The organism is Kribbella monticola (genome assembly GCF_003261635.1).
In the GTDB taxonomy this organism is placed as follows: domain Bacteria; phylum Actinomycetota; class Actinomycetes; order Propionibacteriales; family Kribbellaceae; genus Kribbella; species Kribbella monticola.
Genome location: NZ_QFXK01000037.1, coordinates 78,578 through 103,772, shown reverse-complemented (window position 1 = coordinate 103,772; position 25,195 = coordinate 78,578). Strand labels below are relative to the sequence as shown.

General features: G+C 68.9%; 26 protein-coding genes. 15 read left to right on the top strand and 11 right to left on the bottom strand.

Going from position 1 to position 25,195, the window contains the following annotated elements; translation table 11 throughout:
- Window positions 1–88: 88 nt before the first annotated feature.
- Window positions 89–562 carry a hypothetical protein gene (locus DIZ26_RS30115; RefSeq protein ID WP_232828696.1) on the top strand — a complete coding sequence of 158 codons (474 nt, stop codon included), beginning with the start codon at window positions 89–91 and terminating at the stop codon, window positions 560–562.
- Window positions 559–1,533, top strand: coding sequence for an HTTM domain-containing protein (locus DIZ26_RS30110; RefSeq protein WP_112247690.1), 975 nt, complete (start codon window positions 559–561; stop codon window positions 1,531–1,533). Before DIZ26_RS30115 ends, DIZ26_RS30110 begins: the two co-directional genes overlap by 4 nt.
- On the opposite strand, the gene DIZ26_RS30105 is transcribed toward DIZ26_RS30110, so the two are convergent.
- Window positions 1,459–1,863 (bottom strand): hypothetical protein, encoded by a 405-nt coding sequence (locus tag DIZ26_RS30105; RefSeq protein WP_112247687.1) that lies wholly within the window; start codon window positions 1,861–1,863, stop codon window positions 1,459–1,461. The two genes, DIZ26_RS30110 and DIZ26_RS30105, sit on opposite strands and share 75 nt — an antisense overlap.
- A gap of 272 nt (window positions 1,864–2,135) precedes the next feature.
- Here DIZ26_RS30105 and glnA point away from each other — a divergent pair, with 272 nt between their 5' ends.
- From glnA to trmB, 7 genes are all read left to right on the top strand, one after another.
- Complete coding sequence (gene glnA, locus DIZ26_RS30100) at window positions 2,136–3,476, top strand: type I glutamate--ammonia ligase (protein WP_112247685.1); 1,341 nt, start codon at window positions 2,136–2,138, stop codon at window positions 3,474–3,476.
- A 170-nt stretch (window positions 3,477–3,646) separates the two neighbouring features.
- Window positions 3,647–4,057: a hypothetical protein gene (locus DIZ26_RS30095; RefSeq protein WP_232828695.1), complete on the top strand. Its 411-nt coding sequence runs from the start codon at window positions 3,647–3,649 to the stop codon at window positions 4,055–4,057.
- A gap of 117 nt (window positions 4,058–4,174) precedes the next feature.
- Window positions 4,175–7,159 carry a bifunctional [glutamine synthetase] adenylyltransferase/[glutamine synthetase]-adenylyl-L-tyrosine phosphorylase gene (locus DIZ26_RS30090; protein ID WP_269815412.1) on the top strand — a complete coding sequence of 995 codons (2,985 nt, stop codon included), beginning with the start codon at window positions 4,175–4,177 and terminating at the stop codon, window positions 7,157–7,159.
- A 72-nt stretch (window positions 7,160–7,231) separates the two neighbouring features.
- Window positions 7,232–7,546 (top strand): ArsR/SmtB family transcription factor, encoded by a 315-nt coding sequence (locus DIZ26_RS30085; RefSeq protein WP_112247679.1) that lies wholly within the window; start codon window positions 7,232–7,234, stop codon window positions 7,544–7,546.
- Window positions 7,543–7,986 (top strand): SRPBCC family protein, encoded by a 444-nt coding sequence (locus tag DIZ26_RS30080; RefSeq protein WP_112247677.1) that lies wholly within the window; start codon window positions 7,543–7,545, stop codon window positions 7,984–7,986. The genes DIZ26_RS30085 and DIZ26_RS30080 overlap by 4 nt, the downstream gene beginning before the upstream one ends.
- Before the next feature lie 138 nt (window positions 7,987–8,124).
- On the top strand, window positions 8,125–8,841 hold the full coding sequence (locus DIZ26_RS38030; protein WP_198676359.1) for a peptidoglycan-binding domain-containing protein: 717 nt from the start codon (window positions 8,125–8,127) through the stop codon (window positions 8,839–8,841).
- 125 nt (window positions 8,842–8,966) lie between these two features.
- Entirely contained in the window at window positions 8,967–9,602 is a 636-nt protein-coding gene (gene trmB, locus DIZ26_RS30070; RefSeq protein WP_232828694.1) for a tRNA (guanosine(46)-N7)-methyltransferase TrmB, read from the top strand.
- Here trmB and DIZ26_RS30065 read toward each other — a convergent pair.
- The 5 genes from DIZ26_RS30065 to DIZ26_RS30045 all read right to left on the bottom strand — a co-directional run bounded on the left by DIZ26_RS30065 (window position 9,583) and on the right by DIZ26_RS30045 (window position 16,262).
- Window positions 9,583–12,213: a family 78 glycoside hydrolase catalytic domain gene (locus DIZ26_RS30065; RefSeq protein WP_112247673.1), complete on the bottom strand. Its 2,631-nt coding sequence runs from the start codon at window positions 12,211–12,213 to the stop codon at window positions 9,583–9,585. The genes trmB and DIZ26_RS30065 overlap by 20 nt on opposite strands.
- A gap of 93 nt (window positions 12,214–12,306) precedes the next feature.
- Window positions 12,307–13,044 carry an SDR family NAD(P)-dependent oxidoreductase gene (locus tag DIZ26_RS30060; protein ID WP_112247671.1) on the bottom strand — a complete coding sequence of 246 codons (738 nt, stop codon included), beginning with the start codon at window positions 13,042–13,044 and terminating at the stop codon, window positions 12,307–12,309.
- A 4-nt stretch (window positions 13,045–13,048) separates the two neighbouring features.
- Complete coding sequence (locus tag DIZ26_RS30055) at window positions 13,049–14,269, bottom strand: SAM-dependent methyltransferase (RefSeq protein WP_198676358.1); 1,221 nt, start codon at window positions 14,267–14,269, stop codon at window positions 13,049–13,051.
- Window positions 14,269–15,003 (bottom strand): DUF1365 domain-containing protein, encoded by a 735-nt coding sequence (locus tag DIZ26_RS30050; RefSeq protein ID WP_112247667.1) that lies wholly within the window; start codon window positions 15,001–15,003, stop codon window positions 14,269–14,271. Before DIZ26_RS30050 ends, DIZ26_RS30055 begins: the two co-directional genes overlap by 1 nt.
- Window positions 14,997–16,262, bottom strand: a complete 1,266-nt coding sequence (locus DIZ26_RS30045; protein WP_112247665.1) for an NAD(P)/FAD-dependent oxidoreductase — start codon at window positions 16,260–16,262, stop codon at window positions 14,997–14,999. The genes DIZ26_RS30050 and DIZ26_RS30045 overlap by 7 nt, the downstream gene beginning before the upstream one ends.
- A gap of 187 nt (window positions 16,263–16,449) precedes the next feature.
- Between DIZ26_RS30045 and DIZ26_RS30040 the strand changes: the two genes are divergently transcribed.
- The 4 genes from DIZ26_RS30040 (at window position 16,450) to DIZ26_RS30025 (ending at window position 20,005) form a co-directional block, all read left to right on the top strand.
- Window positions 16,450–16,920: a PLD nuclease N-terminal domain-containing protein gene (locus DIZ26_RS30040; protein WP_112247663.1), complete on the top strand. Its 471-nt coding sequence runs from the start codon at window positions 16,450–16,452 to the stop codon at window positions 16,918–16,920.
- Between the two features lie 283 nt (window positions 16,921–17,203).
- The gene (locus tag DIZ26_RS30035; protein WP_112247661.1) at window positions 17,204–18,277 is read left to right on the top strand and encodes an ABC transporter substrate-binding protein; all 1,074 of its coding nucleotides are present in this window, start codon (window positions 17,204–17,206) and stop codon (window positions 18,275–18,277) included.
- 29 nt (window positions 18,278–18,306) lie between these two features.
- The gene (locus DIZ26_RS30030; protein WP_112247659.1) at window positions 18,307–19,110 is read left to right on the top strand and encodes an ABC transporter ATP-binding protein; all 804 of its coding nucleotides are present in this window, start codon (window positions 18,307–18,309) and stop codon (window positions 19,108–19,110) included.
- Entirely contained in the window at window positions 19,100–20,005 is a 906-nt protein-coding gene (locus DIZ26_RS30025) for an ABC transporter permease (protein WP_112247657.1), read from the top strand. The genes DIZ26_RS30030 and DIZ26_RS30025 overlap by 11 nt, the downstream gene beginning before the upstream one ends.
- 213 nt (window positions 20,006–20,218) lie before the next feature.
- On the opposite strand, the gene DIZ26_RS30020 is transcribed toward DIZ26_RS30025, so the two are convergent.
- On the bottom strand, window positions 20,219–20,512 hold the full coding sequence (locus DIZ26_RS30020) for a WhiB family transcriptional regulator (RefSeq protein ID WP_012920258.1): 294 nt from the start codon (window positions 20,510–20,512) through the stop codon (window positions 20,219–20,221).
- A gap of 153 nt (window positions 20,513–20,665) precedes the next feature.
- Between DIZ26_RS30020 and DIZ26_RS30015 the strand changes: the two genes are divergently transcribed.
- Window positions 20,666–21,610, top strand: coding sequence for a MerR family transcriptional regulator (locus tag DIZ26_RS30015; RefSeq protein WP_112247653.1), 945 nt, complete (start codon window positions 20,666–20,668; stop codon window positions 21,608–21,610).
- Between the two features lie 60 nt (window positions 21,611–21,670).
- On the opposite strand, the gene crcB is transcribed toward DIZ26_RS30015, so the two are convergent.
- From crcB to DIZ26_RS29995, 4 genes are all read right to left on the bottom strand, one after another.
- On the bottom strand, window positions 21,671–22,033 hold the full coding sequence (crcB, locus tag DIZ26_RS30010; RefSeq protein WP_112247651.1) for a fluoride efflux transporter CrcB: 363 nt from the start codon (window positions 22,031–22,033) through the stop codon (window positions 21,671–21,673).
- Entirely contained in the window at window positions 22,030–22,476 is a 447-nt protein-coding gene (locus tag DIZ26_RS30005; protein ID WP_232828693.1) for a fluoride efflux transporter FluC, read from the bottom strand. Before DIZ26_RS30005 ends, crcB begins: the two co-directional genes overlap by 4 nt.
- 16 nt (window positions 22,477–22,492) lie before the next feature.
- Window positions 22,493–23,149: a histidine phosphatase family protein gene (locus tag DIZ26_RS30000; RefSeq protein ID WP_232828692.1), complete on the bottom strand. Its 657-nt coding sequence runs from the start codon at window positions 23,147–23,149 to the stop codon at window positions 22,493–22,495.
- Between the two features lie 141 nt (window positions 23,150–23,290).
- On the bottom strand, window positions 23,291–23,638 hold the full coding sequence (locus DIZ26_RS29995; RefSeq protein ID WP_112247649.1) for a hypothetical protein: 348 nt from the start codon (window positions 23,636–23,638) through the stop codon (window positions 23,291–23,293).
- 395 nt (window positions 23,639–24,033) lie between these two features.
- Here DIZ26_RS29995 and DIZ26_RS29990 point away from each other — a divergent pair, with 395 nt between their 5' ends.
- Window positions 24,034–25,122 (top strand): 3-deoxy-7-phosphoheptulonate synthase, encoded by a 1,089-nt coding sequence (locus DIZ26_RS29990; RefSeq protein WP_112247647.1) that lies wholly within the window; start codon window positions 24,034–24,036, stop codon window positions 25,120–25,122.
- Window positions 25,123–25,195 lie beyond the last annotated feature (73 nt).

Sequence of the window (25,195 nt, the reverse complement as noted above, 5' to 3'; positions counted from 1 at the left end):
CGTCTGCCGATATTCTCACTGCGCCGGGCCGCGATCGTGGCACCGGCCTGGGGTGGGCGCGGCACCGCCTTGGTGTGTAATGACCGGCGTGAAGGTTAGCGACGACCGCGCGGGGGACGTGCGGCTTGGCAGGATCGGCAAGGGCGTCCGCGTCCTGGTCGCACTGGCCGGGATCGGGCTGCTGATCAACGGTTCGGTGCAGGCCAGCGACGACGCCTGGCCGTTCGGGCCGATGTCGCAGTACGCCGGCAGCGTGGCCGACGACGCCTCGATCACCTATACCCGGATCAGCGCGCAGACCGATGCCGGTACGACGGTCGACGTACCGCTGAACATCGAGGGCGCCGGGGTCGCGCGCGCCGAGATCGAGGCCCGCACCGGCGAGATCGTCGCGGATCCGTCGAAGTTGCAGGCGGTCGCGGACGGCTGGGCCAAGAAGCACCCCGACAAACCGAAGTACGTGAAACTCGAGCTGATCCGGGACACCACCACGCTGGTCAAGGGCCGCGTCGTCGGCCCGCCGAAGTCCGAAGTACTGGCCACCTGGCAGGTACGCCGATGAAGACGGTCGCCAACTGGTTCACGGCCCCGATCGCGCTCGCCCGGATCGCCTGGCTGCGGACGATCCTGTACCTGTTCGTCATCCTCGACATGCACGCGTTCGTCCGCGACACGCGACTCAAGGGCGAGCACCCGGACCTCTACAAGCCGCTGCTGCTCGAGCGCCTCTTCCACCTACCGACCCCGTCGGTCGCGAACACGACAGCCCTGTACTACGTATTGCTCGTCGCCTGCCTGGTCGGCGCCACGAACCGCTTCCCCCGGATCGCCGGCTGGGTGGTCGCACCCGCCTTCACCTGGTGGGTGCTGATCGGGATGAGCGACGGCAAGGTCGACCACGACCACCTCGCGCTGACGGTCGCGCTCTGGGTCCTGCCGACGGTCGCACCCACCAAAGCCGGCAACCCGTACGCGGATCAGACGAGATCCGAGGCGGCGGGATGGGTGATCCGGTGTGTGCAGATCTCGGTGATCTGCACGTACTTCCTCTCCTCGATCGCCAAGCTCCGCGGCGCGGGCTGGACGCTGGCCTGGCCGAACAGCGCGATTCTGACCTGGGCGATCGTGCGGCGGCCGCATCCGGTCGGGGAGTGGTTGCTGCACCACCCGTGGCTGCTGCACGTGATGCAGTGGGTCGGCATCATCGGTGAGTTCCTGTCGCCGGCGATCCTGTGGCTGAAGGGCCGCTGGCAGTTGATGGGGGCGTTGTTCTTCCTCGGCTTCCACGCCGCGAACACGGCGATCCTGCTGATCCACTTCCTGCCCACGGTCGTGTGCTGGCTCGCCTTCGCTCCGCTCGAGCGGATCGTGCCCTGGTGGCGAGCCCGCCGAACAGCCGAAGCTGCCGGAGCAGCCGAAGAGGCCGGAGCAGCCGGAGCAGCCGAAGCGACCGCGGGATCAGCTCGCGACGCCGGAGAGGCCGAAGACGAGGCCGAAGATCGCGGGCAGGCCAAGGAGCAGGCCGGCGCGTAGCCGGAATCGGCGACCGCCCGGGCCCGGGGTCCGGACGACGCGGGACAGCACCGCACCGGCGTACCCGAAGATGAGGGCCGCGAGCAGGATCTGCATCGTCGGCAGCGCCCGGTTCTCGTGGGTCAGGCCGAGCGTGACCAGGCCCGGGCAGCAGAACGCGAACATGCCGAAGCCGAGTTCCGGAATCGGCAGCCAGCGCCGGCCGAGGACGTCCAACTCGGCGGGCCGGCGGTCCTGCACCGACCGGATGAAGCGCGCGGTGCTGAGCAGCAGGTCGCTGACGCAGAGCACGGCGGCGACGATCAGGGCGGCCTGGAAGATCGTCTGCACGGGAGAAACTTAGGCCCTCCGGGTCGCGAGCAGGTGACGAATCCGGCATGTCTGGGTCACGACCTGCGCCGATAGCGTGAACATCGAGCCGCCGGAGCCGCGGGCAGCGCCGCAGATCGAGCTCGGCGTGTCGGGCCCGAGTTCGCCGTACGCCGGGGCTGCGTGCGCGGGTTGTCTGCCGCAACACGTAACGTGCGCTTAACAAGGCCGGGGCAGACTGTGTGAGGTCCCGCAAGACAATCGTTGGAACCCCTGGAGAGGTGGACTCGCCGATGGACAAGCAGCAGGAGTTCGTGCTGCGCGCGCTCGAGGAGCGCGACGTACGGTTCGTGCGGCTCTGGTTCACCGATGTGCTCGGGTTCCTCAAGTCGGTGGCGGTGGCGCCGGCCGAGCTGGAGGGCGCGTTCGCCGAGGGGATCGGGTTCGACGGTTCCGCGATCGAGGGGTTCGCCCGGGTGACCGAGGCGGACATGCTGGCCAAGCCGGACCCGTCGACGTTCCAGATCCTGCCCTGGCGCGGCGAGACGATGGGTACCGCGCGGATGTTCTGCGACATCAACATGCCGGACGGGTCCGCGTCGTTCGCCGACCCGCGGCACGTGCTGAAGCGGACGCTGTCGAAGGCGGCCGACCTCGGGTTCACGTTCTACACCCACCCCGAGATCGAGTTCTACCTGTTCAAGTCGCTCACCGGCGCGCCGGGCACGTACCCCGAGCCGGTCGACTCGTCGGGGTACTTCGACCACACCCCGCAGGGCATCGGCAACGACTTCCGCCGCGAGGCGATCACGATGCTGGAGTCGATGGGCATCTCGGTGGAGTTCAGCCACCACGAGGGCGGCCCGGGTCAGCAGGAGATCGACCTGCGGTACGCCGACGCGCTGTCGACCGCCGACAACATCATGACGTTCCGGGTGGTGGTGAAGGAGGTCGCGCTGTCGCAGGGCATCTACGCGTCCTTCATGCCGAAGCCGCTGAGCGACCAGCCGGGCTCGGGGATGCACACCCACATGTCGCTGTTCGAGGGCGATCGGAACGCGTTCTTCGAGGGCGGCGCGCAGTACCAGCTGTCCAAGACCGGGCGCGCCTTCATCGCCGGGCTGCTGCATCACGCCTCGGAGATCACCGCGGTGACGAACCAGTGGGTGAACTCGTACAAGCGGCTCGCCGTCGGCGACGAGGCCCCGTCGTTCATCTCCTGGGGGCACAACAACCGGTCCGCGCTGGTCCGGGTGCCGATGTACAAGCCGCACAAGGGCCAGTCCTCGCGGGTCGAGTTCCGCTCGCTCGATTCGGCCGCGAACCCGTATCTGGCGTTCGCGCTGATGCTCGCGGCCGGGCTGAAGGGCATCGAGGAGGGGTACGAACTGCCCCGCGAGGCCGAGGACGACGTCTGGTCGCTCACCTCGCGCGAGCGCAAGGCCCTGGGCATCAAGCCGCTGCCGAGCAGCCTCGCCGAAGCCATCCAGGCGATGGAGGAGAGTGAACTGGTCGCCGAGACGCTCGGCGAGCACGTGTTCGACTTCTTCCTCCGCAACAAGCGCGCGGAATGGCAGGACTACCGCCGGCAGGTCACCCCGTTCGAACTGAACAAACTGCTGCCGGTGCTCTGAAGGCGCCGAGACAAATCTCGACCGGATCACGAACCGATTGCGGCCAACACACGGAGTCGCCTGGCATATTCGGGCTGTAGTCGGCATGATGACTCCTTATGGTCATGATGACGGGGTCGCTTGCTGTTCGGGGCACGGTGGTCTGGTTGACGCCCCAGCAGGGTGGGCGGGTGTCCGGGCCACCTGAGCCGGACTACGACTACGACTACACAGCCACGGCGTACCTGCCGCCGCGCACGGCCGAGGACGGTCAGGCAGGCATCGCCCTGCGCCGCTTCGCGCCCGGCGCCTGGCGTACGCCGGCCGAGGGGATCCTGGTGCCCGCCAAGGGCAACCGGGCCCAGCAGGTGGTGCCCGGCGGCATCGTGGTGATCACCGAAGGGGTGCGCCCGGTCGGCCTGCTCACGGTGGAAGAGGTGACCGCGCTGGCCCCGGACGGTACGCCGGTGATCGAGCCGGCCGTGGATCTCCACCTCACCGGTCTCAGTGCGATCGACCCGCTGCCGGAGACCGAATCGCCGTACCGGCACTCGACCGCGGCGGCCCGCTGGTCGGCGCCGGATCACGCCGACGCCAGCTGATACTCCCCTTGCGTCCGGAGCCGGACCGGGCTCCGGACGCAAGGGTCTTGCCGTCGCCGGGCCGGTAGCGGCGTAGCGGCGCGGCGGCCGTCGGGCGGAATGGATAGCCTGACGGGTGTGGCGGAAGTGCGGAGGGTTTCGGGTGAGGGCCGGCTGGTGCGGGCCGGGTTCGCGGATCCGCAGAAGGCCGGGCGGATGCTCGACCGGTTGGACGCGCTCGACGCGCACAGTCCGATGGGGAGCGAGCAGGTCGTCGCCTCGCTGTCCGAGTCGGCCGATCCCGATCTCGCTCTGACCGGGCTGCTCGGCACGGTCGAGTCGCTCGACCAGAACGGCTTCGACGTCGCGGTGTTCGCCCGCACGTTGGAGATGGATGGCGACTTCCGGCGCCGGCTGACCGCAGTACTGGGGGCCAGTGAGGCGCTCGGGCGGCATCTCAGTGTGCATCCGCGGCATTGGTACGACCTGGCCGATCCTGCGCTGGCGGCGGCCCGGCCGACGCCGGACGATGTGGCGGCCTGTTTGGCGACGGCGGTGGACGCCGAGAATCCGGTGGACGCGCTGCGAGTGGAGTACCGCCGGTTGTTGCTGAGGCTGGCGGCCCGTGACCTCGCCGAGGGATTGCTGGTCGACGAGACCGCCGCAGTACTGGCCGATCTGGCCGGCGGTGCCCTGGAGACGGCGCTCCGGATCGCCCGCAACGACTACTTCAAGGCCCACCCCGGCGCTGCCGACTGCCGCCTGGCGATCATTGCCATGGGCAAGTGTGGTGGCCGGGAACTCAACTATGTCAGCGATGTGGACGTCCTCTTCGTCGCCGAACCACTGCCGGGCGAGCCCGAGGCGCCGGCCTTGAAGACCGCGACCCAACTGGCATCGGCAGCCATGCGGATCTGCTCGATCCACACCGCCGAGGGCACGCTTTGGCCGGTCGACGCCGCACTGCGCCCGGAGGGCAAGGCCGGCCCGCTCGTCCGGACCCTCGACAGCCACCTCGCGTACTACGGACGCTGGGCGAAGACCTGGGAATTTCAGGCGTTGCTCAAGGCCCGCCCGGTCGCCGGCGACGCCGAGCTCGGCCGCAGTTATGCCGAGAAGACGGCCGAACTCGTCTGGTCGGCCGCCGACCGCGACGGTTTCGTCGACGACGTCCAGGCGATGCGGCGCCGCGTCGTCGACCACATCCCCGCAGCCGATGCGGATCGGCAGCTCAAGCTCGGTCCTGGTGGGTTGCGGGACGTCGAGTTCGCAGTACAGCTCCTGCAGCTGGTGCACGGTCGTAGTGACGAGTCGGTGCGGAGCGGGACGACGCTGATCGCGCTGGAGGAGCTGACCAACTCCGGGTATGTCGGCCGGACCGACGGGGCGGTGCTCGCGGACGCGTACCGGTTCCTGCGGTCGATGGAACACCGGATCCAGCTGTATCGCTTGCGGCGTACGCATCAGGTTCCCGATGACGAGGCCGATCTGCGCCGGCTCGGGCGGTCGTTGGGGTTCACCAAGAATCCGGTCGCGGACCTCACCGCGGCGTGGAAGAAGCACGCCCTCGAAGTACGGCGTTTGCACGAGAAGCTGTTCTACCGCCCGCTGTTGTCGGCGGTGGCACGGATCCCGGGTGGCGAGGTGCGGCTGACACCGGAGGCGGCGAAGCAACGGCTGACCGCGCTCGGGTACGACGATCCCGCGTCCGCGCTGCGGCACATCGAGGCGCTGTCCGAAGGGGTGTCGCGGCGATCGTCGATCCAGCGGGCGTTACTGCCGGCGATGCTCGGCTGGTTCGCCGAATCGCCCGATCCCGATGCCGGCCTGCTCGCGTTCCGGACCATCTCCGACGCGCTCGGCTCGACCCCGTGGTACCTGCGCCAGCTCCGCGACGAAGGCGCGTCCGCCGAGCGGCTCGCGCACTTGCTCGCAAGCGGCCGGTACGCCGTGGATCTGCTGCAGCGGGCGCCCGAAGCGACCGCGATGCTGGCCGATGAGCGCGAACTGACGCCCCGGACCCCCGAAGCGTTGCTGACCGAGATGTCCGCGGCGGGCCGGCGCAAGGACGAGGCCGAGGCGGCGGTGGCCGCGATCCGCGCGGTACGGCGACGCGAGCTGTTCCGGGTCGCGGCGGCCGACCTGTCCGGGCTCGTCGATGTCGAGGTCGTCGGTGAAGCACTGACGACGATTTCGGTCGCGACGCTGACCGCGGCGCTCGAGGTCGCCCGGCGGACGATCGCCAAGGGTGGCGAGGAACCGACCCGGATGGCGATCGTCGCGATGGGCCGGTTCGGTGGCCACGAACTCAGCTACGGCAGCGACGCGGATGTGATGTTCGTCCACGATCCGTTGCCGGGGGCAACAGAGAAGGCGGCGACGGACTTCGCGACGCAGGTGGCCACGGAGTTGCGCCGGTTGCTCGCGTTGCCCGGTGCCGATCCGGCGGTCGCGGTCGACGCGGACCTGCGGCCGGAGGGTCGGCAGGGGCCATTGGTTCGCACGCTGGCGTCGTACCAGTCGTACTACGCGCGCTGGTCGGCCGTGTGGGAGGCGCAGGCGTTGCTGCGGGCGGATCCGCTGTGTGGGGACGCTTCGTTGTGCGAGGCGTTCCGCGCACTGATCGACCCGTTGCGGTACCCGGCCGGCGGGATCCAGGAACGCGACGTGACGGAGATCCGCCGGATCAAGGCGCGCGTGGACGCGGAGCGGTTGCCGCGTGGTGCTGATCCGGCGACCCATACGAAGCTCGGTCGCGGCGGCCTTGCGGACATCGAGTGGACGGTCCAGTTGCTCCAGTTGCGCGAGGCGCACCACGTCGCCGGTCTGCGCACGACGCGAACGCTCGGCGCTTTGCGAGCAGCCGTCGAGGCAGGCCTGGTCGAATCGAGCGACGCCGAAGTACTCGCCACGGCCTGGCGGATGGCGACCCGGATCCGCAACGCGATCATGCTCGTCCGGGCCCGGCCGAGCGACTCGCTACCCCGCGATCCGCGCGACCTCGCCGCGGTCGCCCAGATCTGCGGCTACCCACCCGGCGAGAGCTCCCACTTCTCCGACGCCTACCTGCGCGCTACCCGCCGGGCCCGCAACACCGTCGACCACCTCTTCTGGGGCGACTGACCTTCCCTCGCGACGCCCGGCGGGGCGCAGTACCGATTGACAGGCAACCTTTTGGTTGCCTATGGTGGGGGCGTGGATCTGGTGTTCAAGGCGCTGGCCGATGCGGGGCGGCGGCAGTTGCTGGATGCCTTGCGGGAGCGGAACGGGCAGACGCTGAGCGAGCTGTGTGACGAGTTGTCCGAGCTGACCCGGCAGGGCGTCACCAAGCATCTGCGGCTGCTCGAGGAGGCCGGGCTGGTGGTGACGATGCGGCGGGGGCGGCACAAGTACCACTACCTGAACCCGGTGCCGATCAACGAGATCGCCGAGCGCTGGATCAGCAACTACGAAAAGGACAAGCTGCGCGCCCTCAGTGCGCTGAAGGCGGCCTTGGAGGAGGAATCATGAACAACCCTGCGATGGTGCACGTCACCTACATCGAGACGACGCCGGAGAAGTTGTGGGCAGCGCTCACCTCGGGCGCCTTCACCAAGCTGTACTGGTTCGGCCGGCGGATCGAGTCGGACTGGAAGGTCGGCTCGCCGGTGCGGTTCTACGACAGCGCCGACGACAGCCTGACCGATTCCGGCGAGGTGCTGGTGTACGACGAACCGAAGACGCTCGCGTACACCTTCAAGAACGAGTTCCTGGAGGAACGCCGCGACGACGAGCCGGGCCGGGTGACGTTCACGATCGAGCCGGCCGGGCCGAAGGTGGTCAAGCTGCAGGTCGTCCACGACCGGATCGACGCCGACCAGGTCGAGGGCTGGCGCAACGGCTGGGGCCCGATCCTGGCCAACCTGAAGACGTATCTCGAAACCGGGCACACCCTGCAGATCGACCTCTGAGTCGCCCGGCTCGTGTTGGTGAGCGACCGGCGGCCGGGCCGCGCGGTGAGGCGTTGCCTTAAGGGTTTCTGAAGGTGGCGGCCGACGCTGGTCTTGTGGGTCGTCCAGGGTGGACGGCCCCGAGCCAGGGGGAACGTCATGAGAACAGCAACGAAAGCCGCCGAGTGGGCGAAGGGGAAGAAAGGCGCGACCGGTTGGCGGCGGAAGTGCCTCGTGTTCGTCCGTACGGCGTGGGACCTGCCGGCGCAGGACGGGTCGGCGCAACTGGAGTGGAACTCGATCCCGGCGATCGACCGGCACTCGGACAAGCGGCCGCCGATCGGTGCACCGTGTTTCTGGCACGGCCCGTCGGACGAGGGACACGTCGCGATCGTGATCGAGTACCGCGGCGACGTGCCGTACATCGCGAGCAACGACATCGTGAAGCCCGACCGGATCGATCTGGTGCCGTTGTCGCGGATCACCGAGAAGTGGAGTCACGCGAAGTGGCTCGGCTGGAGCACGGTGCTGCAGGGCCGGGACCTGCCGTTGGAGGCGGGCCACGCGAAGATGGCCGGCATCGCAAAGGTGGCGGGCAACGCGTCGGCGCCGGGGTTCCGGCAGGACGGGAAGGTCTTCGCGTCGAAGATGCACCTGGGCCAACTGGACTCCGACAGCGTCTGGAACCTGCAACTCGCGCTGATCCGCCACGGCCTGTCGATCGGTGCCCCCAAGCCGACCGGCAACTACCTCGACGGCACCCGCGGCGCGGTGGAGAAGTTCCAGCACGCCCAGGGCTGGACCGGCGCGGACGCCAACGGCATCGCCGGCCCCCAAACCGTCAAACACCTAGGCCTCACCTGGATCGCCAACTGATCCCGGCTACCCACCCGGCCCTCCCCGCGAGGGCCGGGTGGGCGGGCGTTTAGGGTTGGGGGGTGGAGACGGGGGAACTGGTTCGGCAGGCTGGGGTGTTCAGTCATGTCCGGCGGAGTGTTCGGATGACGGTCGGGCAGGAACGGGTCTGGCGGACGAACTGGGACGGGCTCGGCCGGCGACTCGAGGAGATCGAGGGGCAGGTCGACCTGGCCGAGTGGTTCGGGCGGCAGGCGCCGACGATTCTCGAGATCGGGACCGGTATGGGCGACGCGACCGCCCAGCTCGCGCTCGACAGCCCGGAGGTCAACCACCTCGCCGCCGAGGTCTACCCGGCCGGTCTCGGTCAGCTGATGTTGTGGGTGGAGAAGCACGAACTCACCAACGTCCGCCTGCTGAAGGGCGACGCGCTCGACTTCCTCCGCGACCACCTGGCACCGGATTCGCTGCACGGCGTACGGATCTATTTTCCCGATCCCTGGCCGAAGAAGCGGCACCACAAGCGGCGCCTCGTCACCGCGCCGTTCGTTCGGTTGATCGCGTCGCGCCTGGTCCCGGGCGGAACGTTGCATCTGGCAACGGACTGGGCAGACTACGCCGACCGCATGCTGGAGATCTGTACGGCGGAACCGTTGCTCGCCAACCAGTACGCCGACTGGGCCCCACGGCCCGACTGGCGCCCGGTCACCAAGTTCGAGCGCCGCGCCCACGCCGAGGGGCGCATCTGCCGCGACCTGATCTTCACGAAGTCCGGCTCGTGAAGGACCAGTGCCCCGACCCCACCGTGAAGATCGCGTAGCCGTCCGTCACGGAAGGCTCCCCGGCGTACGGAGCCGGTACTGCGGTCACGTCACCCGCTGACGGCACATGGATCGTTGCCGTCGATCCCACCGGCACCTGGACTTCGAGGTGGAACACCCGCCCGATCCGTCGCCACGACACCGAGACCCGGCCGCGCACGGTATCCATCCGCAGGGAAGCCGAATCGACCTGATCCCGGGCGTCCGGCCGGACGAGAATGCGCTCCCAGCCGTTCGCGAGATTCCGCAGACCGGCAACGTTCTCCAACAGCCATTGCGTGACCGTCCCCTGGAAGTAGTGGTTGCGCGACCGGGTGTCGGTCTCCCACATCTCCCACATCGTGTCGGCGCCCTGGTCGAACCAGTACCCCCAACTCGGATACGTCCGCTGCAACGCGATCTTCGCCGCGACATCGCTGTGCCCGTACGCCGTGAGTACCGGCAACAGCAGCCCGACGCCGAGGCACCCGGTGTTCAGGTGGAACCCGCGCGCCTCGACATCAGCGACCAGGTTCGCCACCACCCGTTCCACCTGATCGTCGGGGACGAGCCCGAAAGCGAGCGGCACCGCGTTCGAGGTCTGCCGGTAGTCGGGATCCTTCGTGGTCCGGTAGAGCCCGGCCGATCGATCCAGGAAGTCCCGGTTGAAGGCATCGGCCAGCAATTCCGCCGACTTCCGCAATCGCTCGACTGCCTCGGATCGGCCGAGGAGTTCACCGATCTCGACGGCCGCGAGCAACGCGCGGTACAGGTACGCCGTACCGGTGAGCCGTCGGTCCTCAGGTGGCGGGCCGGCCGGGTAACCCGGTGGGATCCAGTCCCCGAGGACGCTCAGCGAGAGCCCGTCTTCGACCCGGGCGAGCTCCCAGTCGAGGTAGCGCAGTACGGGCTCCCAGTGCTCCGACAGGAGGCGGTCGTCGCCGTACCAGCGGTGCATCTCGCGGAGGAGGAACGGGTAGACAGTGGACCACTCGGTCGCGGGGGAGAGCTCCTCGAAACCCCAGCCCGCACTCGGCACGATCACCGGCAGTTGCCCGTCGTCGTGCTGGCTGTCGCGCAGATCGCCGAGCCACTTGGTGAAGAACCGGGCCAGGTCGAGCTGGCCGGCCATCGTCGGTGCGCCGACCTGCGCGTCGCCGGTCCAGCCGTTCTTCTCGAAGGCGGGGGTATCGGTCGGGATGCCGTGCAGGTTGCTGAGCACGGTCCGCCGCATTGCCTGCTCGATCTGCTCGTACAGCGGCGCGCTCGCATGGAACCGGCTGACCGAGCGGACTTCCGAATGCGCCACCCGCAGGGTCAGTTCGGCGGCCGCGCCCTCGACCTGCACGTAGCGGAAACCCTTGTACGAGAAGCGCGGCTCCCATTCCTCGACTCCGTTGCCAGCAGCAACGTATTCGTCCAGCTGGAACCGGCCGCCCTCGACATGCCGGTTGACCGCCGACACCGTTCCGTCCGGCAACAGCGTCTCGCCGTACAGCAAGGTGACCTTCGTACCGGCCGGCGCGCTGACCCTGAGCCGCACCCAGCCGGCCGTGGTCCGCCCGAAGTCGACGACTTGTACGCCGTCCCGCGGCGCGGTGAGCTCGACCGGCGCGACCTCTTCGATCACCCGGATCGGCTCGTGTTCCTGTGCACGCACGACACCCCGCGGAGCAGCCAGTACGACGGCGTCGGACCAGGCCGCATCGTCGAAGCCGGGTCCATCCCATCCCGGCAACGCCAGTCGCGCGTCGTAGGTCTCCCCGGCATACAGGGAATCCGAGACCGTCGGTCCGCTCGTCACGCGCCACGACCCGTCTGAGACCAGCGCGGTCTCGGTGCCGTCCGTGTGCGTGATCACCAAGCGGGCCAGCAATCTGGGGTCGCCGGTCCAGGGCGCCTGGTGCCAGCGCCAGACGTTCGGCGTCGTCATGCCGTAGAACCCGCGGCCCAGTTCGGCACCGACGACGTTCTCGCCCGCTTGGACGAGGTCGGTGACGTCATGAGTCACATAGAGCACGGTCTCGTCGTAGTCGGTGAAGCCCGGATCGAGGACGGCGTCGCCGACGCGGCGACCGTTCAATCGCAGCTCGGCATACGCCAGCCCACTCACGTACAGGCGGGCGCGTTCCACCGGCCGATCAACAGAGAATGTACGGCGAAGCAGGGGAGCCGCCTCGGTCCCGGCGCCGATCCACTCGGCGCCGAACCCTTCCTCCCGCAGCCCGGTCTCGAACCAGGTCGGCCGGCTCCAGGGCCCAACCCGGTCCAGCCCGTCCCACAGCCGGACGGACCAGTGATAGCGAGTCCGGGGCGCCAGTGCAGGCCCGTCGTACGTGATCCGGAACGCGTCCGACGACACCTGCCCCGAGTCCCAGACGTCCCCGGTGCCGGCCGCGGCGAGTTCTGCCGAGGAGGCGACGACGACCTGGTACGCCGACTGGGTGGCGCCGTAGCCGGGTGCCGTGGCGATCCAGGCCAACCGGGGCCGGTCGACATCGGTGCCCAGCGGCTCCTCGGCGTACTCGACCGTGGGCCTGGTCACCGCCAGCGGTCCACCAGCGGTCCAGCCGTCATCGGTCAGTTCGGCCATCGGGCAGGCTCCTGCTCTCGAGTCGGCACAATCCCGCAGGACGGTACGTACCGGGCACGATCCAACGCAACACCCGCGACCGGATCCGGTCAGCTACGACCGAGGAGTGAGAGCCAACGCCCAAAGCCGGTCGGGAACCAGCTTGGCCGCCTTCATCAGCCAAGCCATCTGCCACGGGAAGACGATCCGCGCCGACTGCTTCGCCATTCCGTCCGCGATTGCCCGGGCCGCAGCGGGAGCCGACACGATGAACGGCATCGGGAACGTGTTCTGCTCGGTCATCTCGGTCTCGACGAACCCGGGACACACGGTCAGTACGTCGATCCCGTCGGGGCGCAGCCGTACCCGCAGCGCCTCCAGCAGATTGATCTGCGCGGCCTTCGTCGCGCCGTACGCCTCGGAACCGGGCAGCCCGCGATACCCCGCGACAGACGAGATCCCGACGATCATCCCCGCGCCACGCTCGCGCAGGTACGGGATCACCGCGCCGAGGCAGTTCGCGAAGCCACCGAGGTTCACGTCGAGATGCCGGTGGAACGACTCGACGTCGAAGTCCTCGCCCATCTGCTTCCAGTAGCCCGCGCTCAGTACGACGATGTCGAGCCCACCCAGCGCGTCGACGACCTCGGCCAGGGCGTGCGGCACCCGGTCGGCGTCGGTGATGTCGAGCGGCACCACCGCCATCCGGTCACCGGCGACCGTTTGCAACCCGTCCACCCGCCGGGCGGAAACGGCCACCGCCGCACCCCGGTCGGCGAGCTCGGAGGCGAGCGCCGCGCCGATCCCCGTCGAAGCACCGATGATCCAGACTTTCCGCCCGGCGAGATCCATGGGGTCAGCTCCTGACCAGGGCCAGTTGGGAAACGCCGAGGTAGCCGGCCCGGAAGCCTGCTTCGGAGTAGGCCAGATAGAACTCCCACATCCGCCGGAAAACGGCGTCGAAGCCCAGATTCGCCACCGCGGGAGCCTGCGCGACGAACCGCTCCCGCCACAACTGCAGGGTGCGGGCGTAGTCGGCCCCCAGATCGCGCCGGGTCTCGACCACGAGCCCGCCGGCCGTCGAGGCGATCTGCTCGATCGCGGTCAGCGATGGGATGAGACCGCCCGGGAAGATGTACTTGTGGATCCAGCCCTGCGCGTGCCGGGTGGCCAACAACCGGTCGTGCGGCATCGTGATCGACTGCAGTCCGAACCGGCCGCCCGGAGCCAGCAGGCGGTCGATCGTCGCGAAGTACGCCGGCCAGTACTGTTCGCCGACCGCCTCGATCATCTCCACGCTGACCACCGCGTCGTACTGTCCCTCGGTCTCGCGGTAGTCGCGGAGCTCGACGGTCGCGTCGACGCCGGCCTCGGCGATCCGCTTGCGAGCCAGGTCGCGCTGCTCGGCGGACAGCGTGATCGAGGTGACGGTCGCGCCTCGCTGCGCCGCCTGGATCGCGAGCTGTCCCCAACCGGTCCCGATCTCGAGCACCCGCGATCCCGTCCGCACGCCAGCGAGGTCCAGGATCCCGTCGATCTTGCGGAGCTGAGCGGACTCCAGGTCGTCGTCGGCCGGGGAGAACCAGGCGGACGAGTAGCTCATCGTCGGATCGAGGAAGGCGGCGAAGAGCTCGTTCGACAGGTCGTAGTGCCGGGCGATGTTCTGCCGTGCGCCGGCCCGGTCGTTCTGCTCGGCGAGCCGCGGTTCGATCAGCTTCCGGAACCGTTGCAGCACAGGCGGAACGAGGTCAGTCAGCCGACTCGCGAAGACCGTCAGCAGGTCCGCGAGATCGGTACTACGATCCGCCCGCCAGTCGCCGGCCATGTAGGCCTCCCCGAAGCCGATCTTCAGGTGGGCCCCGATCCGGTGGAAGAACGCCTCGGAGACGACCTCCATCACGGGTGCGCCGATGCCACCCGAGCCGAGCCGGGTGCCGTCGGGCAGCAGGACGACGATCGGGAGGTCGCGGACCGCCCGGCGCAGGATCTGCCGCGCGACCGCGGCCCGCACCGGGCTGTTCGGCGTACGGGCGATGCCTGGCCAGCGGTCGGTCTCCACGAGTTGCAGCGTGCTCATCAGACTCCCTTCGGAGGAATGTGCGGTCGGCGCGGAACCACGGGAAGCCGGCGCAGCCACAGGCCTATGCCGTGCAGGCGGATCAGGGCCCATACCTGGTACGTCACCAGGGGAGTGCGCAGGGCTGCGGCAAGAACGGCCTTGCTGCTGGCCGTGCGTGGCTGTCCACTGAAGGCGGCCGTGAACACTCGTACGTCGTCCTGCACGAGGTCGATCGCCACTGTCACCTTCTCGGGAGTCAGTCGGAGCACCACGTCGTACCGGCCGTGCACTGTGAAGAACGGCGAGACGTAGAACTCCTTGCCGAGTGAGAAGCGTCCGCTGTCGTCCGGCAGGGCCAGTTGCGCATGCCTCTCGCCGTAGGTGTTGTGGATCTCCAGTACGACGCAGCGCAGCTCACCGGTCGACTTGAGACACCAGAAGACGCTGAGCGGATCGAAGACGTAGCCGAGGCTGCGGGCGTTCGCCAGCATCAGCACTCGGTCGTCCTGCTCGAGCACCACATCGTGTGCTGCAGCGACGGCAGCCACGTTCTCGCGCAGAGTGCAGTCCGGTGATCCGAGATGGTCAGCAGGGGAGAAGGACGCCAGTACGCCGTGACGCGGAACCTCGTCGACATCCACGAGCCACTGGTACGTGCGGTAGGCGAACCGGTGGCGCAGTGGAACCCGCCGCGTATGACTGACCCGGCCCGGTACGACGGCAGGCAACACCGGCAGCTCCGGCTTCACCATGAGCCGCCGAGCCTTTCGGCGGCTTCGACGCCCGAGCGGCACCCGTCCTCGTGGAAACCCCAGCCGAGGTGGGCTCCAGCGAAAGCAAGACGCGGGCCACCGGCAGTACGCAGTACCGGAGCTGCAGCCACCGACTCGGGAGTGAACACCGGGTGCGCGTAGTCCATCCGCCGTACTGCGGTGGCCGGGTCGACCCAGCCCTCAGGGTTCAGCGTGACCAGGTGTTCGTCCGGCGAGTCCAGTCCTTGCAGACGGTTCATCCAGTAGCTGACGAGGACCTGTGGCTCGTCGGTCTGGCAGCCGCGCATCCGGTAGTTCCAGGAGGACCGTGCTCTGGCGGACTCCGGCAGCACCGAGCTGTCGGTGTGCAACCAGGTCGGGTTGCCCGAGTACCGGAAGGCGCCCAGGAGCGTCTTCTCCTCAGGAGTCGCGTCGCCGAGCAGGTCCAGCGCGGTGTCGGCATGCGTAGCCACGACGACGCGGTCGAACTCAGTACTGCGGCCGTCGGCTGTGACCACCTCCACCCCGTCGTCGTGCCGCAGTACGGTGCGGACGGGCGTCGAGGTCAGCACTGTGCTGATCTGGGCTACAACGGCATCGACGTACGAGCGCGAACCACCTGTGACGGTTCGCCAGCGTGGCGAGCCGCCGACGGTCAGCATGCCGTGATGCTCGAGGAAGCGGAACAGATAGCGGGCCGGGTAGAGCATGGCGTCGGCCGAACCGGCGGACCAGACGCACGACACCAGCGGTACGGCGAAGTGCCACACGAAGTACGGCGAGAACTTCCGGTCGCGCAGGAAGTCGCCCCAGGTCAGCGTGTCGTCCCCGGCCGCGAGCACGGCCCGTGCCTCCCGATGGAACCGCGGCACCTCGGCCAGCATCCGCAGGAAGCGCGGATCGAGAGTCCGCCGCCACTGGCTGAACAACGCGCCGGCGCCGCGACCACCGGCGTACTCGAGGCCGCAGCCGTCGCAGTGCACGCTCATGCTCATCTCGGTCGGCTGGGTGCGGATCCCGAGCTCGGCGAACAAGCGGAGCAGGTTCGGGTAGGTGCGCTCGTTGTGCACGATGAAGCCGGTGTCGATCCGCAGCGCGTGGCCGGCCGAGTCGGTGACGTCGTGGGTATGGGCATGACCGCCGGGACGGTCATCGGCTTCGAAAAGCGTGACGTCGTCGGTCCGGCTGAGGACGTGGGCCGCCGTCAGGCCGGCGATACCGGACCCGAGGACCGCGACGGCTCGGCGTTGACCGTTCATGCTTCAAAGCCTCACCGGTGCATAAGTTCTGAACAATTTAACGATCATCCCTCCGTCGGCGCCCGGGGTGACCGGGCGGCCGGACCCGCGTTGTCGGCAGGTGTTCGGAGCCGATCGGCGAGTTGATCGGTGCGAGGTTCGGAGCGGTTCGGCGACGCGGCGTGCGGGGGAGCCGTACTGTGGGGGTGTGGCTCGTTATCTGCCTTTCCTGATCAGCCTGGCGCTCACCATCTATGCGTTGTTCTCCTGCATCCAGACGCGGGACGAAGACGTGCCCTACCTGCCCAAGCTGGTATGGATCCTGTTGATCGTTTTCGTCCCGTTTGCCGGCCCGATCGTCTGGCTGCTGATGGTCCGGTACTACGACCGTCAGCAGGTCGCCGTGACCCGTCCCGCGCCGAAGCGCACCAGTTCGCGCCCACTGGCCCCGGACGACGACCCGGACTTCCTCGCCTCACTGGAGCCGTTCCGCGACCCGCGGCTGTCCAACCACCCCGCCGCGGACGACAAGCCGGAGCGCCCGGGCCCCCCGACCGCGCCGGGCACGCCGACCACGCCGGCCGCCAAGGCCGAGCCGGAGCCCGCGCCGGAACCGGATCCTGCCGACAGCGAGACGCCGGTCGACGACGCCAAGCCGGACGAGGGTCCGCGCGGCTGATCGCCTCTGCCCGACCAGCCCGTCTCCGATATCCGGACGGGCTGATCGGCATTTCTGTGCGGTTGTGGTGACAGCGCGTCGATTCCTGTCCAAAACCGGCCTGCCTCGTCTCACGAAGCGGACAGCAATGCGCTCTAAGGCTATTGAGTTGGTTCAATTTCTGCTGTTTACTCAAGGTCGAGAGCGGTAGCCCAGGGGGGACCTCGGCCCAATCTCTTCCGATCGCACAGACGGGACGGGCCGGTCAGACGGCGCGTCTCGTTGAGACCGAAGGATCCGCCGAATGAAGCACTTCACTCGTACTCCGCGCCTGGTCGCGGCCGCCGCTGTCGCCGTCGCGCTGCTGGTCGCGGCCGGCTGCTCGCGCGCCGACAAGGCCAGCGACGACGCGGCACCGGTTGCCGACAAGGGGGCGGCCACCGAGCTGAGGCTCGGGTACTTCCCGAACGTGACCCACGCACCGGCCCTGATCGGGCTCGGCGAGGGCTTGTTCGCCAAGGAACTCGGCAGCACGAAGCTGGTGCCGACCAAGTTCAACGCCGGCCCGGAGGCGGTCACCGCGCTGCTCGGCGGCTCGCTCGACGCCTCGTTCATCGGCTCCGGCCCGGCGATCAACGCCTACGCCAAGTCCAAGGGCGACGCGGTACGGCTAATCGCCGGCACCGTGTCGGGTGGTGCCCAGTTCGTGGTCAAGCCGACCATCACCAAGCCCGAGGACCTGGCCGGCAAGACGATCGCGACGCCGCAGCTCGGCAACACCCAGGACGTGTCGCTGAAGAAGTGGCTGGCCGGTAAGAACCTGACCGGCAAGGTGAAGGTCACCAACCTCGAGAACGCCGCCACCCTGGACGCCTTCAAGAAGGGTGAGGTCGACGGCGCCTGGCTGCCCGAGCCCTGGTCGTCGCGGCTGATCCTGGATGCCGGCGCGAAGGTGCTCGTCGACGAGGCCGAGCTGTGGCCGGGCGGCAAGTTCCCGACCACGGTCCTGATCGTCCGGACCCAGTTCCTGCAGGAGCACCCGGCCACGGTGAAGGCGTTGCTGGCCGGCCTGGTCGCCGCGATCGACGCCGGGACGGCCGACAAGGCCACCGCCGAGAAGACGGTCAACGCGCAACTGCTCAGCCTGACCGGCAAGGCGCTGAAGGCTCCGGTGATCGAGCGCGCGTTCAGCAAGATCGAGCTCACCGCCGACCCGGTCGCGGCCGACTTCCCGCAGCTGGCCAAGGATCAGGTCACCGCCGGCATCGCCAAGGACGCCCCGGACGTGGCCGGCTTCGCCAACCTGACGCTGCTGAACGAAGTACTGAAAGCCGCGGGTAAGCCGGAGGTCGACCCCGCCGGCCTGGACAAGAAGTAGGACCCGGAGCCATCGAGAGGCAGGCGAACATGACCGCGACAGTCGAGGCACAACGGGTTCGTACCGAAGCTCAGCAAGCCGTCCGGTTCGACGGCGTCGGCAAGGTGTTCGGCAACGGCAAGCAGTCCGTCGTCGCTCTGGACCAGGTGAATCTCCAGGTCGAGGCCGGTGAGTTCGTCTGCCTTCTCGGGGCCTCGGGCTGTGGGAAGACGACGCTGCTCAACCTGGTCGCCGGGTTGGACAACGCGTCGTCCGGGACGATCGACCTCAGCTCGTCCCGGCCGGCCGTGGTGTTCCAGGAGCCGGCGCTGATGCCCTGGCTCACCGCCGCCGGCAATGTCGAGCTGCCGCTGCGGATGGCCGGAGTCGGCCGCTCCGAGCGCCGGCGCAAGGCAGCCGCCCTGCTCGACCTGGTCCGCCTTGGTGGACTGGGTGGCAAGCGGCCGCACGAACTGTCCGGCGGCATGCGTCAGCGCGTTGCTCTGGCCCGCGCGCTGGCCTCGACGGCCGACCACACCTCCAACGGCGACGCGCAAAAACCGTCGCTGCTGTTGATGGACGAGCCCTTCTCGGCCCTCGACGCGATCACCCGCGACGTACTCCAGGCCGAACTCCTACGAATCTGGCGAGCCACCGGTACGGCGATCCTCTTCGTCACCCATGACGTCCGCGAGGCCGTCCGGCTCGGGCAGCGCGTCGTCCTGCTGTCGTCGCGGCCGGGTCGCGTCGTCCGGGAGTGGAACGTCGACGGTCTCACCGGCGGGTCCGAGGTGTCGACGGTCGACGAGATCAACGCCGAGCTGCGAAGGGTGATCAGCAGTCATGCAGCCTGAGGCGAGCCTGGAGGAGCGGGTCGCACGGGCCGACGCCGAGTCCGTCGGAGCCGGCCTGGATGCCCTCGACACGCCGCTGTCCGAGCGGGCGACCGGCCCGGCAGCGGTGGCCAAGCGACTCGCGGCCCGGGTACTGCCGCCGGTCGTCGCGATCGCGCTGATGATCGGGATCTGGCAGGCACTCTGGGCGGCGGCGATCTGGGAGGAGTACAAGCTCCCGGCGCCGTCGGCGGTCTGGGCCAACATCTGGAGCCTCGTCACCACCGGCAAGATCGTGGACCTGTTCTGGGTCTCGGTGCACCGGGCCGTGATCGGGTTCGCCATCTCGCTGGTGATCGCGGTGCCGCTCGGCCTCGCGATCGCGAACCTCAAGGTGGTCCGGCGCGGCATCGGTCCGCTCGTGTCGGGTCTGCAGAGCCTGCCCTCGGTGGCGTGGGTGCCCGCGGCGATCCTCTGGTTCGGCCTGAACGACCGCGCGATCTACTGGGTCGTCCTGCTCGGCGCCGTACCGTCGATCGCGAACGGCCTGGTGTCCGGTCTCGACCAGGTGCCGCCGATCCTGCCGCGCGTCGGCCAGGCCCTCGGAGCTTCGCGGCTCGGCGGGATCAGGTACATCCTGCTGCCGGCCGCGCTGCCGGGCTTCCTGGGCGGGCTGAAGCAGGGCTGGGCGTTCTCCTGGCGCTCGCTGATGGCGGCCGAACTGATCGCGACCTCGCCCGACCTGGGCGAAGGCCTCGGTCAGTACCTGCACAACGGCATGTCGCTGTCGGACATCTCGCTGGTCTTCGCCGGCATCATCTTGATCTTCGTGGTCGGGGTGGGCATCGAACTGCTGGTCTTCCGGCCGCTGGAGAACTCCGTACTGCGCTCCCGCGGCCTCACCCGCTCGACCTGACCCGACGCTTCGCCATGACCCGCGCCGGCAGCCGGCGCGGGTCATCGAACGCTCTGCCTGGCATCGATTCCACTCACCGCCGCACTACCGCCCCGGAATTTCCGGGGTTTGATGTCGGCCGGTGGTGGGGGCCCGGGTCCGGCTGCTCTGGCCGAGCAACCGGACCCGGGAGGGTCTACTGGGGCACCGGAGTGCCGCTTCCCGCGCGGGCCGTCAGGCGGACTTCCTGTGTTCGGCAAGTACCACGTTGTCCCGCTCGGATTCCGTGGTGCCACCCCAGACGCCGTACGGCTCTCCGACGGAGAGAGCGTGCTGACGGCACTCGGGCTGGACCGGACAGGTACCGCAGAGCGACTTGGCCACCATCTCGCGAGCGCGTTTGCGAACGCCACGCTCCGATTCGGGGGAGAAGAACAGCTCCGGGTTGACGTCGCGGCACGCGGCCTGCGACTGCCAGTCCCACAGATCCATGAGCGGGCGGGGTAGGCGAGGCATCCCTCTCGACATGGCAACCTCCTTGACTCACCGTGAGCGCGGACGGGCGCTCGGTGAAAACTATGCTCAACTCATGCGTAGTTCAACCCTTGTTGTCTCGAAACTCGGTCGAGTTGTTATCAGCAAGTGGCGATTTCTGCCGTCCGGAGGCGCGGGGCAGGCATCATGAACGACGTGCCGACCGACTCCGAAACGCTCACCGTCAGCGCGGCCGCCCGACGCCTCGGGATCGCCGCACCCACCCTGCGAAGCTGGGAGCGGCGGTACGGATTGAGCCCGAGCGCACGCTCGGCAGGCGGTCATCGCCGGTACAGCCCGGAAGATCTCGCCCGGCTCCGGGCGATGGTCAAACTGGTGAACTCCGGTGTCCCGACCGCCGAGGCCGCCTCGACCGTTCGTGACCGGATCTACCCCGTGCGATCACCCAATGTGACATCGGCCACTTCCGTTGCCGAAGGCCCCCGCACCCTCCTCCGTCGGCCCCGCGCCGCCAAGCCGGTCGAGGCGGCCGACCTGTTCCAGCTCGCGAACGAGATGGACGGCATGCGACTGACCCACGAGATCGCCCGCAGCCTCGACCGGTCCGGCGCCGTCGAGGCCTGGACCAGCAGGCTGGTGCCGCTGCTGGTCGGCGTCGGCGACCAGTGGGCGCGAACCGGCAAATGCATCGAGGTCGAGCACCTGGCCTCCGACGCGGTCGCCGGCGGCCTGAGGTACCACACCCGCCGAGCAGTCGAGCGCCACAAGCCGGACGAGAGCACGCGCCCCGTAGTACTGGCATGTCTTGAGCTGGAGGACCACGCGCTGCCTCTGCTCGCACTGGCGGCTGCGTTGGCCGAGCGAGGCGTACGCGTGCAAACCCTCGGCGCGGCGACCCCGATCAGCTCCCTGTCGGCCGCCGTACGCCGAATCCGCCCGGCCGCCGTCTTCATCTGGTCCAGCGCCCCCCGAACCGCCGACGCCGAGGCGCTCCAAACCCTCGCCCGCACCCGCCCGTCCTACTCCCTCGTCATAGGCGGCCCCGGCTGGCAAGCCCTGGGCACCCCCACCGGCTGGGTCGCCAGCCTCGCCGAAGCCGTAGACGCCCTGGTAACCGCCGTCCACCGGTAGCTTTCCGCCCACGCCGCGCCCTCCTAGGTCGGGCGCTGGACCCACCAGGTCGTCGTACGGCTAGGTGAGTGCGGCACCGAGGATTGCGGCGGCGAGCCCCGCTGCGAGATTCAGGGCCACGTTGAGGACTGCCTTGGTGAGGTGGCCGGTGGTCGCTAGGGCGGTGGTTTCGGCGGCGAAGGTGCTGTACGTCGTGAAGGCGCCGCAGAAGCCGACGCCGATCAGGAGGGTGATCGGGTGGTTAGTGGTGCCGGTCATCAGGCCGAGGACGAAGCTGCCGAGGACGTTCACCGTCAGGGTGCCCCACGGGAACGGCGTACCGGTGGTGGTGCCGACCAGTAGCCGGTGTACGAGGTGCTTGTCGGTCAGGTAGCGCAGGGGAGCGCCTACTGCGGCTCCGGCGGCGATCAGCAGCAGGTTCACCGGCGTACGGCCTTGGCTGCCAGCTCACCGAGAACCGTCGCGACGAGAGCCGTCAACACCGTCCCGAAGAAGTACAACAACGCCACGACCACGTGGTCCGGCAACAAGCGATCCGTGTCCACAGCGAAGGTCGAGAAGGTGGTGAACCCACCGAGGATCCCCGTCCCCAGAAACGGCCGCAGCAAAGGGTGCGACAGCGGTGTGAGCGTCGCGAGCAGTACGCCGATGAGGAAGCACCCGAGAGCGTTCGTGCCGAACGTCGCCCACGGGAAGCTCCCGGCACCGTGCGGGAACGCCTCAGCGAGCCCGTAGCGCGCCAGGGACCCGACCACGCCGCCCAGTGCAATCACCGCGAGTACTGCGGCCAGTGGTGGCGCTACGCGGCCGGCGCGTTCCAGAGCCGACGACGCGGCCACGGACTCGGCTGAACCGTCGGCAGGCACCGGTCGAGAATAGCGCTCAGGCGTCGTCGGCCGGGTCGTAGCGGTAGTACTCGTGGGTGCCGTGCGCCGTGTTCGGTACGCCGGTGAGCGCCTCGATCACCAAGGCGTGCGTGATCGCCAGCACCGGGCCGTCCGTGCTCGCCGTATGCCGGGCCAGCGCAGCCCGCGCGCGCTCACGTACCCGCGACAGTGGCTCCCAGGGCCGCCGGATCCCCTCCGGCCACTCCCCGCCGTACTCGTCGAACTCCGCCCGAGCAGCCCGTACGTCGGCCGCGCCGCGCCAGGAGCCCGTGCTGTCCGGGAGCCAGTCGCGCAGGTCGTAGTCGACCCGTACGCCGAGCGCGAGGCGGTGGCCGATGATCGCGGCGCTCTGCAGTGCCCGGGTGAACGGTGAGGTGACCAGGTACGTCGCGCCGATGCCGCTGAGCAGGTCCGCGACGGCTTCGGCCTGCTTGGCGCCGTCGGGGCTGAGCGGCGCGGTGTCGGCCGCCATACCGGGCCAGCCCCGGCTGTCGACGGGCGTGTAGTCCGGCTCACCGTGCCGGACCAGGTAGATCTGTGTCACGAGCCCAGTTCTACCTGACAAAGTCCCGAACCGCTGGTTGCCCAGTGGTGTCGTCCAGGACGGGTCGAGGGTGGGCAGCAGGCGCGGCCGATCGGCAGTGAGGTCCATGGCGGTGGCTCCCGTGCGGTTGGTGGTACTGCGGTCGGTGGTACGGCGGGTCGGTTGCTCCGCCGAGCGGACGGGCCGGCGGAGGCGGTGGGATCGGAGGGCGGCGGGTCAGCGGAGGTGGCGGGATCGGAGGGCGGCGGGTCAGCGGAGGTGGCGGGCGGCGGCCCAGCCGCGGGGGTGGGGTGCCGGAAGGCCGGCGGGATCGGCGATGCCGGTCGGTGGGCGGACGGTGTGGGAGGTGCCGAACAGTTGGTCGATGTCCGGCTCCGGCCGCTCGGGCTCGAGCCAGCGGACCTCGGTCGCGCCGTGATGCCCGTGCACCGCGAGCACCGAGTCGAGATCGGGCCACACCGCAGTCGCGGGATTGTTGCCCCGCCAGCGCAGCGCCACCGAGCCGTCGGTGAACACGCAACCCTCGGCCACCACACCGGTCCCCGAGACCCCACTGAGGTCGTGGTACCTGACCAGTTCGAACGTTCGCGGCCTCACTGCACCCCTTAGAACATCAACATGTCGTTGCGACCCTCAACGACGAACGAACACCCCCGGTTACTCACGACCGCCAAAGGCGGGTGGGCTGTTGGCTGACCTGAGGGAAGGCGGGAGACGAAGGGGAGCCAACAGGCGAGGGCTGGGGCAGGGAAGGCGGGGGCGTTGGGGATGTGCGTTGCTGGGTGGGTGCTATCGTTTCGGGCGTGAAGCGTTGCTATTGGCGATTTTTTGAGTGGCCGGCTGTGGTGCCGGGCGACTCAGCCGATCGCTGACGCCTGACAAGATCCACCCAGCCGGCTCGAGGCAAGGACATCCGTCCTTGCCTTTTCTCATTCGCAGCCGGCGCTGACCACGGGATCGACCGCGGAAGTCCGGCGGAAAGGTCCCCACCGATGAACACCCTCCCCACGCAGGCCACCCCACCAGCGGTCGTGGACAGACGGATCGAGAAAACCGTCCCCCTGATCACCCCGCTGGCCCTGCACGACGAACTCCCGCTGAGCAACAGCCTCGCCGAGGCGGTCGTCGCGCAAAGACAGGCCGTCACGAACGTCCTCAACGGCACCGACGACCGCCTATTGGTTGTCGTCGGCCCTTGTTCCGTCCATGACGCCAAGGCCGCCCTCGAGTACGCCGAGCGCCTGAAGCCGATCGCCGAGCGACTCTCCGACGGCCTGCTCGTGGTGATGCGCGTGTACTTCGAGAAGCCGCGCTCCACCCTCGGCTGGAAGGGCCTGATCAACGACCCCGGCCTCGACGGCAGCGGCGATGTGAACAAGGGCCTCCGCACCGCCCGCGCCCTGCTGCTCGAAGTACTGGCCCAAGGGCTCCCGGTCGGTTGCGAGTTCCTCGACCCGATCACGCCGCAGTACATCGCGGACACCGTCGGCTGGGGTGCCATCGGCGCGCGGACCGTCGAGAGCCAGGTGCACCGGCAGTTGTCGTCCGGCCTGTCGATGCCGATCGGGATGAAGAACCGGCCCGACGGCAGCATCGGTACCGCGGTCGACGCGATCAAGGCGGCCGCCGTACCGCACGTCTTCACCGGCATCGACCACGACGGCGCGCCCGCGATCCTGCACACCCGCGGCAACCCCGACTGCCATCTCGTACTGCGTGGCTCGGACGCCGGCCCGAACTACGACGCCGACTCCGTCGCGGGTGCTCAAGAACTGCTCCGCAAGGCCGGTCTGCCCGAGCGGGTCGTCATCGACGCGAGCCACGGGAATAGCCGCAAGGACCACCGCCGTCAGCCCGAGGTCGCCACCGAGATCGGCGAACAGGTTGCCAATGGCAACAAGGCGGTCGTCGGCGTGATGCTGGAATCCTTCCTGGTCGAGGGCCGCCAGGATCTCGACCCGACCCGCGAACTCACCTACGGCCAGTCGATCACCGACGCCTGCATGGGTTGGGACACCACCGAAACCACCCTCACCAACCTCCACGACGCGGTCCTCGCCCGACGCACCACGAATGCGTGAGGTGACTTCGCCGACACGGTGTCAGCGCCCCGCAGTACGGGCGCGTGAACTTCAGGCGAATCAACGCTCACAG

Coding starts and splice junctions, on each gene's coding strand:
- DIZ26_RS30110 (WP_112247690.1), top strand. CDS start 559: ATGAAGACGGTCGCCAACTGGTTCACGGCCCCGATCGCGCTCGCCCGG.
- glnA (WP_112247685.1), top strand. CDS start 2,136: ATGGACAAGCAGCAGGAGTTCGTGCTGCGCGCGCTCGAGGAGCGCGAC.
- DIZ26_RS30080 (WP_112247677.1), top strand. CDS start 7,543: ATGAACAACCCTGCGATGGTGCACGTCACCTACATCGAGACGACGCCG.
- DIZ26_RS38030 (WP_198676359.1), top strand. CDS start 8,125: ATGAGAACAGCAACGAAAGCCGCCGAGTGGGCGAAGGGGAAGAAAGGC.
- trmB (WP_232828694.1), top strand. CDS start 8,967: ATGACGGTCGGGCAGGAACGGGTCTGGCGGACGAACTGGGACGGGCTC.
- DIZ26_RS30065 (WP_112247673.1), bottom strand. CDS start 12,213: ATGGCCGAACTGACCGATGACGGCTGGACCGCTGGTGGACCGCTGGCG.
- DIZ26_RS30060 (WP_112247671.1), bottom strand. CDS start 13,044: ATGGATCTCGCCGGGCGGAAAGTCTGGATCATCGGTGCTTCGACGGGG.
- DIZ26_RS30055 (WP_198676358.1), bottom strand. CDS start 14,269: ATGAGCACGCTGCAACTCGTGGAGACCGACCGCTGGCCAGGCATCGCC.
- DIZ26_RS30050 (WP_112247667.1), bottom strand. CDS start 15,003: ATGGTGAAGCCGGAGCTGCCGGTGTTGCCTGCCGTCGTACCGGGCCGG.
- DIZ26_RS30045 (WP_112247665.1), bottom strand. CDS start 16,262: ATGAACGGTCAACGCCGAGCCGTCGCGGTCCTCGGGTCCGGTATCGCC.
- DIZ26_RS30035 (WP_112247661.1), top strand. CDS start 17,204: ATGAAGCACTTCACTCGTACTCCGCGCCTGGTCGCGGCCGCCGCTGTC.
- DIZ26_RS30030 (WP_112247659.1), top strand. CDS start 18,307: ATGACCGCGACAGTCGAGGCACAACGGGTTCGTACCGAAGCTCAGCAA.
- DIZ26_RS30025 (WP_112247657.1), top strand. CDS start 19,100: ATGCAGCCTGAGGCGAGCCTGGAGGAGCGGGTCGCACGGGCCGACGCC.
- DIZ26_RS30020 (WP_012920258.1), bottom strand. CDS start 20,512: ATGTCGAGAGGGATGCCTCGCCTACCCCGCCCGCTCATGGATCTGTGG.
- DIZ26_RS30015 (WP_112247653.1), top strand. CDS start 20,666: ATGAACGACGTGCCGACCGACTCCGAAACGCTCACCGTCAGCGCGGCC.
- DIZ26_RS30000 (WP_232828692.1), bottom strand. CDS start 23,149: ATGGACCTCACTGCCGATCGGCCGCGCCTGCTGCCCACCCTCGACCCG.
- DIZ26_RS29990 (WP_112247647.1), top strand. CDS start 24,034: ATGAACACCCTCCCCACGCAGGCCACCCCACCAGCGGTCGTGGACAGA.